Here is a 13492-nt window from a genome sequence, read left to right on the forward strand (position 1 = left end):
AGGATTGACATAGAGAACTCGGAGCTGGCGAGCATTATTTGGAAGTGCTAATTTGTGCCTCGAAGTATGATTGGTTCGCCCTTGGCCTGGATGTACGCAGCCGTCCAGGGAACGCCGCCGGCATTGTTGTAAAACAGCGCCTTGTCGTGATTGGCGTAGTGGGCGCCGAGGCCGGCTTCCTCCATCTGCTCTGGCGTGGCGTCTTTCGTCAATTTGTACACCATGGTGGCAATCATTTCCAGATGGGCAAATTCCTCGGTTCCGATATCCGTCAGCAAACCGATCACCTTGTCGGGGATGGAGTAGCGCTGGTTCAGATAGCGGAGCGCCGCCGCCAGTTCCCCGTCGGCGCCGCCGTACTGCTCGATCAGGAACTTCGCCATGCGCGGGTCGCATTTGCTCACGCGAACAGGGTATTGCAGTTTCTTCTCATAAATCCACACGTTCGGTTCTCCTCCTCATCCTCATACCTGCCACGGCCACGGCGATTCGGGCCACTGCCAGGGATATCCGGAATAGCTGTGTCCGTATTGCAGAAGCGGCCCGTAGTGAGCCTCGAACTCGCACGCCACCTGCCAGCGTCTGCCGGAGTACTCGTTGAACTGCTGGATCGCATTCATGTCGTCTCGGTGGGTGTTCAGGTACAGCGACAGCTCCACCAGCACGAAATCGAGCGTCTGCAGTTCATGCATAAGCTGGTAGTAGCGTTCGTCCACTTGCTTGTGGTCGCTCACTTCCGTTCCCTCCCTTTCCTGTCCCGTCCCTCGTACGGACTGTACAGTGACGGCCAGAGTACGCCGTGGTGCAGGGCTTCGGGAGGAGAAAACTGCGGCAAACCGGGGGGCTGGAATCCGATGAACAGGTTGGGGGGTACCACATATGTCTTCACCCGCATCGGCGGACACGGATCAAACGGGCTGACATACGGATAATACACTCTCGTCTGCGAATGCAACGAAGGCGACCTCCTTGTGTAGGTGTTTGACTAACCAGTATCACTGTATGTCATTCACCTACCTGCGGTGTTGGGCGAATGCCCGTTTGTGGCCGACAAGAAAAGAACCCGCTGTGATCAGCGGGTTATCGTCGTTTCGTGATTCGGCCGAAGCCTCCGACCTTTGTGCGCGGAGGCGATTTGCTTCGCGGTGAGGAGAAGATCGAGGATCCCCATGAGGAGGAAGAATCGGAGATCGTCGTGTCCTTGTCAGATTTTCGGATAATCCGTCCGACCCGCCCGGCCGGTTCCGTGGACGGCTCCGCCTGTTTTTTGGTGATGCTGCCGTCCGCACCGATCACGGAACTCCGATCGGCCGGCTTGTCGCTCCGCTTGATGATGCTCCCCGTTCCCTGCTTGGTGACGGGAGGAGCCGCCTTTTTCTCCTGCTGGGTGGGGATGTGGTACGTCCCCACTGGTTTGTAGATGTCTCTCGTGGTATACCCGCGATATGAGCCGGGGGCATGTTTGTGCGCGTCAAAGAGGTCATCCAGCAGGCTGGCCAGGATGTACCCCTCCAGAAACGACGGATCGTAATTTTGCCGGACAAACTCCTTGCTGTCCACTTCGATGAGCGTGTCCGAAGGTTTCTTCTCATCCTGCTGCAGGTGGTACCATTCATCCGGATAGATGAGAAACATGTGTTTCTCGTCTTCTTTGGAGATCTCGTCCGGCTCTCGCTGCTCTGCCAGTTCGCGGGCCACTTCCGGCACCGTTTTGTTTTCGGCGCGGTAGACGCGGGAATACTGCCCGTCGTCCTTGGAGATCACCGATTCCAGCGGATAGCCGGAACCGGCCGCCGGTGTCCCGCAGCCGGCCAGGGCCAAGAGCAAGAGCGCTGGCACCAGGAGGATCGTGACCGCTCGAAACAGCCGCTGTTCCATCCTCATCCCTCCCTACGTTCCGCGCAAGACCTGCACGTCAGCCGGGAGGACAAACTCTCCCTCGTACAGCATGAAACGGCCGTCCTGCCATTCGATCCGCAGCAGATGGCGCTGGTCGGATTGAAACTGCCAGATGTGCTGCTCTCCTGACGAAGGGAACGGGGTTTTGCCCTGGGCCGTCACGTGACCGGTGTAGTGTTCCTCCAGATGATAGGCGACCCCGTCCATTTCAATGGTGGTCGGGACCGCATCGACGGAATCCAACCGGCCGTCAATGGCGCTGTAGAGCTGGTACACCACCTGTTCCCGCTCTTCGATGTGGAGATAGCGAATCTGATGGCCGTCCTGCAGGGTCAGCATCACGGCGTTTCGACTGACGTTCCGGGTCCTGCCCGTCACCTGGTAGGTGACCAGGGAAACCTCCACCACATCTCCCGGCCCCACGGTGAGGATGCCGGGCTCTACCCGCGGCGGCTCATGCTTGGCAAAGAGATGGTGGATTCGCTTGAACAAACTCATGGATGCGCTCCTTTCCGGCCCGCTCTACAAACAGGCGGCCAAAATCAAGGCGCCGACGATGTGGAAAGAGCCGGCCAACAGTGCGTACGAGACTTTTCCCTGCCGCGTTCCTTCGTCCAAATCAAACGAAGCGGCCTTTTTCAACAGCAGTTCGACAATCCATTCCAGAATAAACAAAATGACAAACGAGACCACAGACACCAAGAGGGCAATCCACAAATCGTTTGAAGTGGCAATCGACCGGGACAAGATATAGCCCTGGGCAAACAGCTTCATGACAAAACGGGTCGTCACCGCCACGTTCCCGTTCTTCATCTCCGTAATGTCCTTGTACCTGGTGAACAGCGCGTCCACCCACATGAGCACAAACAAGAGAATGGCGCCGGCCCCGGTCCACACCAGCATGGCCAGCACTTCGATCCACGACAATGGCCATCCCTCCACACGGTCAATATTCACTTGCGGCAGCGCGCCGAAACAGGGAAGAGGGGAACCGCCCGGAGCGGTTTACCCCTCGTATTTTTTCAGCAGGGCCGCCAGTTCGTCTTCGATTTGCTGATCCCGGTTCAGCTTGGCGATCTCCTCGTCCAGCGACGTTTCTTTCTTGTACACGTCCCCGCTGGCCTCCGCTTCCGCTTCGAGCTGCAGCGCCTTCTCTTCCATGCGCTTCAACCCGGCCATCGCCGTATTCGCGTCAAACCCGGTCATCGCCTTGTTGATGTTTTTCTGGGCCTTGGCGGCGTTGACGCGGGCGACCAGGGTCTCCCGTTTGTGTTTCAGCTCGTTGATCTGCTTGCGCATTTCCGCCAGCTTCTCGCGCAGGTTGTCGGCCGCCCGTTTATTCTGCTCGTAGCTCGCCTTGTACTCCTCCATCTTCTGCTGAGCCGCTTTCTTTTCTTCCAGGGCGCGGCGGGCGAGATCGACGTTCTTCGCCTGCGCGGCCAGATGGGCCTGCTCGTCGCGCTTCTTGACGAGGGCTTCCTGCTCCTCGTACAGCAGCTTGAATTTTTTCTCCAGTGCAATCTGGGCGGCGACGGCTTTTTCCGCCTCTTCCAGATCCTCCTGCATGTCGCGCAGGTACTGGTCCGTCATTTTGATGGGGTCTTCCGCTTTTTCAATCAAAGCAAACAGATTGGCCATGGTCAGGTCTCGCAGACGTTTGAAAAAGGACATGACTTTTTTCCTCCTTGGGTAAGGGATCGTCAGCGCACGTGCGGCTGCGCTTCTCTATAACGTATCTACGAAAAAAGAGACGTCCCGGTTTCACCGGGACTCCTTCCTTTTGCGTATGTCGCCCGCACGCACGGCCTTGCTGCCGGCTTCCTGCTGCAAGCGCACCTTCCGCTCCCGGTCGTCCCACAGCAGATAGGCGTCGAAGCGCTCCTCTCCCTTTTGAAATCCTTTGATCGTATTGCTCCTGCCCGTCTCCATCAGCCGTTTGACGTTGGCGGCGGTGATTTTCTTGCCCAAAATGGTTTTGGACAGCGTCACGCCGCACCCGGTTTTGCGGTAGTTGGCGCAGCCGTAAAAATCCCCCTTGTCCACCAGATCGCCGCCGCAGGCGCGGCAGACGGCCACCTTTTTGCCCAGGCTGAACCGGGAGGCCTGCTTCGGCATCGCCGCCACGTCGTATCCGTCCAGATTCCAGCTTCGCGACTGCTCCACCGCATCCTGCACGATCTTGCGGGACAGCTTTTTCACCTGCTCCATGAACGCCTGCGGCGAGGCCAATCCCTGCCCGATCTCCGCCAGACGCTGCTCCCACCGGGCGGTCATTTCCGGCGAGGCCAGGATCTTGTCACCGATCAGGTCGATCAAGAGCATGCCCTTGGGGGTGGCGTACACCTGGTTCCGCTTGACCTCGATGTACTTTCGCTGCTTCAGCGTGGCGATGATGGCGGCGCGGGTCGCTTCGGTGCCCAGCCCTTCCGTCTTCATCAGCACCTTCTCCAGCTCTTCGTTGTCCAGATGCTTGCCCGCCGTCTTCATCAGCGTGATCAGTTGGCCTTCGGTGTAGCGCTTGGGCGGCTGCGTCCTGCTCTCCTTGACGCTGGCCTTGCGCACCCGGCCCTCTTCTCCCTCAGCCAGCGGCGGCAGTACCGGTTCGTCTTCCTCCTTCTCCTCGTCGAACAGCACCGACCGCCATCCGGCCCTGAGCTGCACCTTTCCCTTGCTGACAAATGCGGCCCGGCCGTCCACCAGCGTGACCACCGTGGTGTAATCAAACAGCGCGCTCTCGTAATGGGCGGCGATCAGCCGGCGGGCCACCAGGTCGTAGATTTTCCGCTCGTCATCCCCCAGCTTGGCCACGGTGGGCACCTGCTCCGTCGGGATAATCGCGTAGTGGTCCGTCACCTTTTTTTGGTTGACGTAGCGTCGATCCTGGGCGATCGAGGCTTTCGGAGCGGGAAAAAAGCCGCGGTACTCCGGCTGCCTGGCCAGCCTGGAGAGGATGTCGGGGAACGCCCGCGCCTCCTCGGCCGTCACAAAGGCGGAATCGGAGCGGGGATAGGAGAGATACCCCTTGACGTACAGCTTTTGCGCCACGTCCAGCGTCTTTTGCGGCGAAAACTTGTACAGCTTGTTGGCGGCCGCCTGCAGGGCGGAGAGGTTGAACAGGTACGGGGGCAGGAACTCTTTTCGCTCCGTCTTCACCTCCGACACACGCGCCGGTTTCTCGCGGCAAAACGCGGCGATCCGCTCCGCCAGCTCGGGGTCGTTGATCCGCGACTGCCCGTCCTTGTGCCAGACGCCTTCATACCGTTTGCCGTCCACGTCGAAGGTGGCCTTCACCTCCCAGAACGGTTCCGGCTTAAACGATGCGATTTCCTTTTCCCGCTTCACCACCAGCGCCAGGGTCGGGGTCTGCACCCGGCCGGCGGAGAACACGTCGCTGATCCCTTTTTCTTTCAGCAAAACGGTGTAGACGCGGGAGGCGTTCATGCCCACCAGCCAGTCGGCGCAGGCCCGGCTGTACGCCTCGTGGTACAGGCTGCGCGTCTGCTCCTCCTGCAGCAGCGATTCGAAGCCGGCGACGACGGCCCGCTCCGTCAGCGACGAGATCCACAGCCGCTTCATCGGCTTGCGAACCCCGCTCATCTCCACGATGGTCCGGACGATCAGCTCCCCTTCCCGTCCGGCGTCGCCCGCGTGGATGATCTCGTTCACATCGGGCCGCCTGAGAAGCTGCTTGATCACGCCGAACTGCTTGGCCTTGCCCTTTATCACCTGATGGCGAAACGATTTCGGAATGATCGGCAGCGTCTCCACCGTCCACTTTTTCCACGCGGGGTTGTACGCTTCCGGCGGCACCAGCTCGCACACGTGACCGACCGCCCAGGTGATGAACGCCCCCCGGGGAAACAGCCGGTTCGGCTGGATTTCCACATAGCCCTGCTTCTTTTTATGCACGAACGGACTGGCCAGCTTGAGCGCCTGGTCCGGTTTTTCGGCGATGATGACTTTCATGCGCGGCATTCTCCCCATCCGTCTGGAAACATTTGTTCTGACGTCTATTGTACTACAAGTCCGCAGACCTGTCCCGGCTTGTCCATCCGTTCCCCAAACCGGGGTACTTCCTCGTCGGCACCGGCCGTCTTCCGCTTTCCGAAAACACCACGCGGAACACGCGGCGATCAAGCAGGAAACAGCACCGGGATTTTGCCCCGGGCGTGCCGGCCAACATTGGGCGAGCGTACAGGCAAAACCCACGGGACACACATACAGTATGACTAATCGCGGAAAGGAGGGGAAGCGATGAGCAGTATCTTCAACAGTTGTGGACTGGACGAATTCGGTCTGGTGCTGGTGCTGTTTGTCCTGTTGGTGATCGTGGGCTGCAGCTGCAATTGACGAGGACTAAGCGGAGAAGACAGATACATGCAAAGGGAGAATTCGGGGGCGTTCTCCCCTTGCATGTTCTCCGCCCTTTTTGCAGGCATCACGCACGGAAGCGCAGCCATCGATGAAATGTCCACATCAGCCAGAGAAAGCCGAAATATCCGAAGACGGAATACAAATGGCGCCAGTCTTCACGATGGACAAACCATCCCGCCTTCTCGGACAAGGGTTCGGCCAGCGCCATCGCCAGGCTCAGCACCGTGATGAACGCGGCGCGGCCGAGAGCGGGCATCCGTTCGGCCCAGAACAGAAACCAGGCGGTAAAGAGGGGAAGCAGAATCAACGTAAAGGCCACGTTGATGTCAAACACGCCCGGAAACGGCCGGACGGGAAAGCTGTAGAACCCGCCGTTTACGAAAATCAGGTCCAAATAGGTTCCCGCCCAGGAAGCCAGGAGCATCCCCGGCACGTACCTTCTGAACGAGGCACGGCCGCCGTCAGGCAGGAAAGATCGCTTCCTTGGCGACAATCGCCCGTTCGATTTTCTCCAGCGTTTGACAATAGGCATCCTCCACATCACCGCCCGCCTCTTCGTTTTCATTCAGCAAAAACAGGATGCACCTCGCGTCCGTGCACCAATCCTCCGGTTCCGGCTCCGCATGGGTCACGTCGCCCCAGGCGTGGATGAGCCGGGGACTGTACAACCGTGCGGCGCCCGGGAGCAGTCGGCAGTTGGCCAGTTTTCGCTTGTAGGGGGAGCCCGGCACGGATTCGTTCACGTCATGGAACAGGTGCGGCCAGTAATCCTTGCGGGAACCGGTGTGCGGCTGCCGCACCGCCCACCCCGTCACCGCCCGCAGGACGTCGGGATCGCGAAACAAGAGGGCGTACAGCCGCTTTCCCAGGGCGATCCGTTCGGGCAGGGAGGCAAAATGACGCAAGGTTTGGCCAATCAACACCGGTTTGCCGCCATCGCCGCCCCGCCCCTCGGCCAGGCAGGGAAAGAGAATCTGATTCAGACCCAGCAGCTCCTGCAGCTTGAATTCCAGAGTGTGCAGCACGGTCTGCTGATAGTGGGGCTGTCGGATGACGTGCTTCTCCAGGTAACTCTGCTCGTTGATGACAAGCCCGATCGCCAGCAGCTCACAATCGCCAAACCGCCAGAATTCCTCCCACAGCACCTGCATGAAGCGGGAGACGTGCAGGTGCGGCAGCAGGTAAAACAGGTTGGCCTGCCTCTTCACGCTTTCCTCGTACACCAGCATTTGCGGATAGACGTCGTGGAAGATCAGCCAGTTTCCCCGCTCCAAAAACGCAAAAAAATCCTCCTGCTCCTTTCGGGAGAGGAGCCGGGACAGCAGTTCCCCCTTGATGTCCGTCATGTTCCACCCCCCGTTTCGGGAGACCATGTGGCCGAGCAGCGCCCAATGGATTTCGGGATGCCTGAGGTAAAACTGCAAATAGGCCATCGTCCGCGTGACATTGTTGCGATTATGCTGGCGTGTTTGTTCGCGGATGGCGTCCACCAGGGCCTGATCGCGGCCGGACAGCACAGCCAGGCCGCCGGGCTGTTCCGCCGATTTTCGCGTCAGCGCTCGTCTGATTCGCCAGAACGACGGAAACCGGCTCTGCCGACAGCGGGTCCATCGCTCCTTCAGCCATGAGATGCCCATAGACTCCTCTCCTCGCGTTCATCAACATGTATATGATGCCTGTACGCCTCTCCATGATCGCTTCGAGCGATGGGGTACTTCATTTCTTCTTGTCCGTCACTTCCTCGAAGTAGCCTATCAATTGAAGGGCAGCGCCGATCAGAGACAATACCTGCCCGATTAGCTGCAGTTCCTGTGCGGGTGTCAGCCGGTCCTCTTTTTCCTTCATGTCTTCTCCCCCAGTTTCATTTTCCATCAGGATATGCAAAAAACGCGCTTCCCGCTGCTTGGCGGAAAACGCGTTTTTCATCATGCTAGACGCTTTGCATCTCCTCTTTGCTGCTCCGGACGGACAGCCGGGGGAAGCGGCGCAGGCTGTAAACGGCGTTGGCCGCCGTACATGCAACCCGGTGCCGGCTGGTCTTCAGCGGTTTGGCAAACGCCGGGCGGTCCGTCAGTTTCCGCAGCCCCTCCAGCGTCACCCCCTGTTTCGCCAGAGCTTCCTCGAATTCCTTCTGGGCTGCTTGCTTTGCTTTGAACAGCATCATCTGCACCCTGCTGTAGACGTTGATCGCGCCGTCTCCCGTCGTCTCGATCGGGAGGAAAATGGCATCCGGGTACTTTTCCGTGATCAGCGACTGAACGCCGTCCGATACGCCGGAAGACGGCATGCAGCCGAACGGCTTGACGGAGATCGTCATGTTCACTTTTCGCTTGACCACGTTCAGGATCAGTTTGCCCACTTCCATGTGGCCTTCGCCGCCGCGCAGGTGGTTGTTGTAGTGCTGATGGGCGACCCGGGCCACCTCGTCCATGTCCGGCAGATGGTAGCCGGACAAGCCCAACAGCTTCGCGTAGCTGTAAAACATCAAGCGGAGGACGCGGTCGGCCGCCCACAGCATGCGCAGGCGCATGACAGGATTTTTGCCGGCGAGCCCGTAGCGGCCGCCGTCCTCGCCGCGCAGCTTCATGCGCTTCAGCGTGTCGTAGCGCCCTTCCCAGATCAGGTAGAGGATCCAGGCGGTCAGCGATTGCACGTCCACCTCGGCCCCTTCCTTTTCCAGAAAGCGCTGCAGTTGATAGTTGCCGTCCCCCTCCGTCGTCATCGCCCAAAACTCGCCGATGATGCTCACCTTGGGTTTTACCCGCGTCTTGTCCACCCGGATCGCCTGCAGCTCCCTGCGGCATGCCAGCAGGGCGGGAATCAGCCGCCTGCGCTGGCGCAGGGCCTCGTACAGACGATGTTTGCAGCTTTCGAGCGCGGCATCGGTGGCGCCCGGTTCCACCTCGTAGGGACGGATGCGGTAGCCGATGGCGTTCAAAATGTCGCCCAACAGGACCGCTTTCAAGAAGCTGAGGAAAAACGAGGTGTCCAGCTTGAGGGCGGAGTCGTCGCCGGTCGCCTGCTTCAACCCGCTCTGCTGCTGAAACAAGAGCACGCGGAAGCCGTCAAACCCGGCATCGCGCAGCGCCTTGCGATACTCCGTCACATACGTGCCGAAGCGGCAGGGCCCGCACGAACCGCTGGTGATGAACAGGTAGTTCTGGACGATCTCCTCTTTTGATTTGCCCTCCACGTCCCGCAGATGCGTCAAATGCTTGATCAGGTTGCCCACGGTAAAATACGTCGGGTTGCACTGGCCGCGGTTGCCGAACTCCTTGCCAAACCGGAGCGCCTCGTTGTCCGGACAGTCCAGGTGCTTCACGTTGTAGCCCAGCCCGGACAGCGCCCCTTCGACCAGGTAGTCGTGGGCCATGGTCAGTCCGCCGAAGAGGATGGTGGTGCTGGCTTTGTCCTTGGCCAAAAACTGGCGGGGAACCGGATCGAACCACTGCGACCGACTGGCTGTCAATCCCAGCGCCTGTTCCTGCTCCTCCTGAAAACGGCGCAATTCATCGGCAAAAGCGTTCTCGTTTACGGGAATTTCTTTGGTGGTTGACATGCGTTTTCGCCCCTTTCAGATTCGTCATGACGGGATCGATTCGTTGCCCGTCTGCGGGAAACCGGTCGGGTCCATCGCAGCCGCCGGTTCTTGCGTGTTGATGCCGAGCAGTTCCCGCCGCTTCTGTTCGATGCGCTGCTGAAGCTCCGCTTTTTTCGCGGCCACATCCTGCAGGCGCTCCTCGTGCAGACTCAGGCTGTGTGCATAGGTTTTTACACGAATGTTGATCGAGCCGCTCGGCTTGTTGGCGTCGATGTCGTGCAAGGCGGAGTAAGGCGTTCCCGCCGTCGAGATGACCGCGTCGATCAGCCCGTAGGTCGGCGCGTCGTGGCCGCACTTGAAGCTGGACAGATCAAGCACCGCGACGTTGGGATGGCGGGCGGCGAACTTGGCTGCCCACACCTTTTGCACGCTGTTGGAACTGAAGTTTTCCGGCCAGACGTCCGTCACCTCCAGCGCGTGCTCCACGCGCCCGCTCTCGATGTCGTCGCGGAAAAAGCGCCGCAGCCACTGCTCGTCCTTGGGGATGGAGCGCATCGAGAGAATGGGGTAGCCCAATACCTGAAACTCTTCCAGCACCCCGTGATTGAGGCCGGGATCGGAGTGGTACGGCCGCCCGATCATCAGGATGGCGAGACGGTTCTCCGCTTCCACCTGCTCCAGGATCACCTTGCCCCGCTCCTGCATTTCGGCGTCGAAGAGATCCATCGCCCGCCATCCCTGCTCCACGGCAAAATCGCTCTCGTCCTCGGTGATCTGCAGCACGTCCCGAAACGCCTCGAACAGCTGCTTCTTCATCATGTGCCGCTCCGTAAAGGTGACGGCCGGATCGAGGTAGGCGACGCCTCTCGTCGCAAAGAAGTCGATTTCTTTCGTAAAGGCCGCCTTGATCACGTTGGGCGCCCCCGCGACGATGGGACAGCTCGCCGAATCCATCACGTTCTGCAGGTGGGTCGGGATATGGGTGATGCACGGGAACACGATGCAGTCCAGCGGCTTTCGCTCGTGATGCTTGAACAGCAGGTTGTGGATGTGCGCCTGGGCCACCTTCGACGGGTAGCACGGGTCGATCGAGCCGTACTTGCCGCCCTCCAGCCACATCTCTTCGCTGGTGAAGTCGCTGAAGACGATGTTGTTCTTGTCGACGCCGAGCGCTTCAAAATAGGTGCGCCAAAACGGAGCCGTCGACCAGATGTTCAGCACCCGCGGAATTCCGATGCGCATCCGGCCGCGCCGCTCCGCCGCCTCCGCCGAGGAGCGCTGAAAATGGCGCGTATACACCTTTCTCCGCATGCCCCCAAGGCCCAGCAAGCCGCGCGTCACGACGACGTCGCTCACCGTCTCGTCCGCCGACGGCATCGGTTCCGGATCGTAGAAGTGCTGGAACATGCGGGTCGCTTCGTATTCCACCAGGTTGGGATAGTGCTTTTTCAGTTCCTGCCGCTTCTTGGTCAGGCGAATGACCGCCTCCTTGTCTTCCACCGTTCCCTTTTCGCAGCTAAAGCCGGAGATGTAGCGGGCCGTCTGTCCGTCCGGCGTCTCAGAGTCGATAAAGGTGCGGCTGCAGTGGTTGGGACAGAAGGTGCAGCGGGTGGATTCGTCGTTGCGGGTGATGTAAGTGAGCCCAATCGCTGCGTCCAACCCCAGGAAGGTGGAATATCCCCGCCGCTTGACGACGCGCAGAGTCTCCATCGCGGCGCCAATCGCGCCCGCTTCGCCGGGATGGGGATGCACGTACACCTCGGCGTCGGGAACCCGCTCCCGGATGTAGTCGACCTGCGCCTTGACGGCCGCCAGGTTGTACTGCGTGCCGCCCTGGAGGACGAATTTGCGGCCCAGCTCGGCCATGCGCGGAATCTGCACGACGTACTGCCAGACGTTTTTCGGCAGGACCAGGGCGAGGCCGGCCAGCAGTTCTTCCTTGGAATACCCTTCCTTTTGGAAATTGACCCGGTCGGCATCGAGGAACACCGCACAGCCGTACGAAAACTTGGGACTGAGATCCGCCTTGAAGGCCGTTTCCGCATACTCCTGGATGGGGATGCCGAACTGGTCGGCCATCGCCTGCAGCAGCATGCCGTTTCCCGCCGAGCATTGATTGGACAGCCGGAAGTTGCGGATGTCGCCGTTTTTCAAAAAGAGCACCTTGATGTCCTGTCCGCCAATGTCGCAGATCACGTCGACATCCCCGAACTGGTGGACGGCGCTCATCATGTGGGCGACCGTCTCCACGATGTTGACGTCCGCCCTGAGCGTCTTTTCCAGCACGTCCGCCGCGTACCCGGTGGCGCCAAAGCCGATGATCTCCAGCTCCGCTCCCTCGCCCGTCACCTTGTCGCGGATCCGCTGCAGCATCTCTTTGGTGTCTTCGAGAGGGTTGCCCTTGGACAGTTGGTACTCTTTCAAGAGAATGGTGCCGCTCTCGTCGACGAGCACCGCCTTGGACGACGTCGACCCTCCGTCCAGTCCGATCACCGCCCTCACTTTTTGCCCCGGCGAGAAGCTGGCGGGCGTGAACCGCGGGATGCTGTACGTGCGGCGGAATTCTTCCAGCTCGGTGACGCTGCCCACAAGCGGCGGGCCGGCATTTTCGCCCAGTTTGGCTTTGCGGCCGTGGGCGATGAAGGCCTTCAACGCTTCGATCCCCTTGTAGGCGCCGACCTCAGCCGGCTCGTGCATGCCGTACATGACGGCGCCGTACGCGGCGTAGTACTGGGAGTTTTCCGGCACAAAGATCAGCTCTTCGATGGGGATGTCCCTGGGGTACTGATATCCCCGCTCTTCCCACGTCTGCGGAATGCGCTTGCGCCAGCACTCCTGCAGGAACGGCAGGTATGTATTGGGACCACCCAGGAGCAGCACCCGGTGCCTGAGCGTGTTTCCCCGTGTGAGCACGGACAGGTTCTGCATGACGATCGCGTCCGCCAGCGAACACATGATTTCCGCCGCGGGTATGCCGCTCTTCACCAGGTTGACGATGTCCGTCTCCGCAAACACGCCGCATTTGGCGGCCACGTGGTGCAGTTTCGAATCGTCGAAATGCAGCCTGCCCACTTCCTCCATCGGCATGCCCACCTTGATCATGCACTTGTCGATGGTGGCTCCCGTCCCGGAGGCGCACTTGTCGTTCATCGAGGTGAGGGCTTGTTTGTCCCCCGTCTCTTCGTTCGCTTTGAAAATGATGATTTTCGCGTCCTGACCGCCCAGTTCGATCACGCTGCCCACGTCGGGGTGAAGCTGTTCCACCGCCATGGTGACGGCGTTCACTTCCTGGACGAACTTGGCGCCGACGTGTTCCGCAATCGGGCCGGCTCCGGAGCCGGTCATAAAGACACGAATGTTTTCACGCCGGACGTCGGCAAACTGATTGCCGATCGCCACCAGGAATTCGAGCACTTTTTCCGCCTGCTTGGTATGATGGCGCTGGTAGTCCGACCAGAGAATCTCCCTGGTGCGGGGATCGACCACGGTTGCTTTGACGGTGGTCGACCCGACGTCGACGCCGATGATGAGAGAATCTTGCCCTTTCGCTTCGTTTGCCACCGAACCACACCCTTCTCCAGAAAAATACATTAAGTAGCGTGGCAAAGTTTGAAGCAATCTATACATCATGGATATAGGGAAAAAGGGATGTGCCAACAACAAAACCCCTCCTCGGCA

13 protein-coding genes and 1 pseudogene are annotated in these 13492 nt (G+C 59.9%); 1 reads left to right on the forward strand and 13 read right to left on the reverse strand.

Going from position 1 to position 13492, the window contains the following annotated elements:
• Positions 1–68: 68 nt before the first annotated feature.
• The 8 genes and pseudogenes from FOI68_RS19845 to FOI68_RS19880 all read right to left on the reverse strand — a co-directional run.
• Positions 69–443 (reverse strand): annotated as a pseudogene (locus FOI68_RS19845) (manganese catalase family protein); the annotation flags it as partial.
• A 21-nt stretch (positions 444–464) separates the two neighbouring features.
• The gene (locus tag FOI68_RS19850) at positions 465–734 is read right to left on the reverse strand and encodes a spore coat protein CotJB (RefSeq protein ID WP_044899427.1); all 270 of its coding nucleotides are present in this window, start codon (positions 732–734) and stop codon (positions 465–467) included.
• Positions 731–955 (reverse strand): spore coat associated protein CotJA, encoded by a 225-nt coding sequence (locus tag FOI68_RS19855; RefSeq protein ID WP_044899426.1) that lies wholly within the window; start codon positions 953–955, stop codon positions 731–733. The genes FOI68_RS19850 and FOI68_RS19855 overlap by 4 nt, the downstream gene beginning before the upstream one ends.
• A 125-nt stretch (positions 956–1080) precedes the next feature.
• Positions 1081–1878, reverse strand: coding sequence for a DUF4247 domain-containing protein (locus tag FOI68_RS19860; RefSeq protein ID WP_044899425.1), 798 nt, complete (start codon positions 1876–1878; stop codon positions 1081–1083).
• Between the two features lie 12 nt (positions 1879–1890).
• Entirely contained in the window at positions 1891–2397 is a 507-nt protein-coding gene (locus FOI68_RS19865) for a DUF4178 domain-containing protein (RefSeq protein WP_029099992.1), read from the reverse strand.
• Positions 2398–2421: 24 nt separating this feature from the next.
• Entirely contained in the window at positions 2422–2826 is a 405-nt protein-coding gene (locus tag FOI68_RS19870; RefSeq protein WP_035295186.1) for a DUF350 domain-containing protein, read from the reverse strand.
• A 78-nt stretch (positions 2827–2904) separates the two neighbouring features.
• Positions 2905–3570 carry a PspA/IM30 family protein gene (locus FOI68_RS19875; RefSeq protein WP_035295188.1) on the reverse strand — a complete coding sequence of 222 codons (666 nt, stop codon included), beginning with the start codon at positions 3568–3570 and terminating at the stop codon, positions 2905–2907.
• Positions 3571–3660: 90 nt separating this feature from the next.
• Positions 3661–5865, reverse strand: a complete 2205-nt coding sequence (locus FOI68_RS19880) for a DNA topoisomerase III (protein WP_143864078.1) — start codon at positions 5863–5865, stop codon at positions 3661–3663.
• A 288-nt stretch (positions 5866–6153) separates the two neighbouring features.
• On the opposite strand from FOI68_RS19880, the gene FOI68_RS19885 reads away from it, so the two are divergent.
• On the forward strand, positions 6154–6249 hold the full coding sequence (locus FOI68_RS19885) for a YjcZ family sporulation protein (RefSeq protein WP_029099988.1): 96 nt from the start codon (positions 6154–6156) through the stop codon (positions 6247–6249).
• 88 nt (positions 6250–6337) lie between these two features.
• Here the strand turns inward: FOI68_RS19885 and FOI68_RS19890 are convergent, their stop codons facing one another.
• The 5 genes from FOI68_RS19890 to FOI68_RS19910 all read right to left on the reverse strand — a co-directional run bounded on the left by FOI68_RS19890 (position 6338) and on the right by FOI68_RS19910 (position 13375).
• Positions 6338–6838, reverse strand: coding sequence for a CBO0543 family protein (locus FOI68_RS19890; RefSeq protein ID WP_370512158.1), 501 nt, complete (start codon positions 6836–6838; stop codon positions 6338–6340).
• The gene (locus FOI68_RS19895) at positions 6735–7910 is read right to left on the reverse strand and encodes a DUF2515 domain-containing protein (protein WP_143864080.1); all 1176 of its coding nucleotides are present in this window, start codon (positions 7908–7910) and stop codon (positions 6735–6737) included. Before FOI68_RS19895 ends, FOI68_RS19890 begins: the two co-directional genes overlap by 104 nt.
• A gap of 79 nt (positions 7911–7989) precedes the next feature.
• Positions 7990–8202, reverse strand: coding sequence for a hypothetical protein (locus tag FOI68_RS19900; protein WP_143864081.1), 213 nt, complete (start codon positions 8200–8202; stop codon positions 7990–7992).
• Position 8203: 1 nt separating this feature from the next.
• Positions 8204–9832 (reverse strand): 2-hydroxyglutaryl-CoA dehydratase, encoded by a 1629-nt coding sequence (locus FOI68_RS19905; RefSeq protein ID WP_035295197.1) that lies wholly within the window; start codon positions 9830–9832, stop codon positions 8204–8206.
• Between the two features lie 24 nt (positions 9833–9856).
• A complete protein-coding gene (locus tag FOI68_RS19910; protein WP_255433739.1) occupies positions 9857–13375 on the reverse strand; it encodes a BadF/BadG/BcrA/BcrD ATPase family protein in 3519 nt (1172 codons plus the stop codon).
• Positions 13376–13492: the final 117 nt, after the last annotated feature.

Source organism: Brevibacillus sp. LEMMJ03 (assembly GCF_007197875.1).
Classification (GTDB): Bacteria; Bacillota; Bacilli; order Brevibacillales; family Brevibacillaceae; genus Brevibacillus; species Brevibacillus thermoruber.

Excerpts from the sequence above, each read along its gene's own strand:
- FOI68_RS19860 (WP_044899425.1), bottom strand. The coding sequence starts at position 1,878 with ATGGAACAGCGGCTGTTTCGAGCGGTCACGATCCTCCTGGTGCCAGCG.
- FOI68_RS19865 (WP_029099992.1), bottom strand. The coding sequence starts at position 2,397 with ATGAGTTTGTTCAAGCGAATCCACCATCTCTTTGCCAAGCATGAGCCG.
- FOI68_RS19875 (WP_035295188.1), bottom strand. The coding sequence starts at position 3,570 with ATGTCCTTTTTCAAACGTCTGCGAGACCTGACCATGGCCAATCTGTTT.
- FOI68_RS19880 (WP_143864078.1), bottom strand. The coding sequence starts at position 5,865 with ATGAAAGTCATCATCGCCGAAAAACCGGACCAGGCGCTCAAGCTGGCC.
- FOI68_RS19885 (WP_029099988.1), top strand. The coding sequence starts at position 6,154 with ATGAGCAGTATCTTCAACAGTTGTGGACTGGACGAATTCGGTCTGGTG.
- FOI68_RS19890 (WP_370512158.1), bottom strand. The coding sequence starts at position 6,838 with ATGAAAACGAAGAGGCGGGCGGTGATGTGGAGGATGCCTATTGTCAAA.
- FOI68_RS19895 (WP_143864080.1), bottom strand. The coding sequence starts at position 7,910 with ATGGGCATCTCATGGCTGAAGGAGCGATGGACCCGCTGTCGGCAGAGC.
- FOI68_RS19900 (WP_143864081.1), bottom strand. The coding sequence starts at position 8,202 with ATGATGAAAAACGCGTTTTCCGCCAAGCAGCGGGAAGCGCGTTTTTTG.
- FOI68_RS19905 (WP_035295197.1), bottom strand. The coding sequence starts at position 9,832 with ATGTCAACCACCAAAGAAATTCCCGTAAACGAGAACGCTTTTGCCGAT.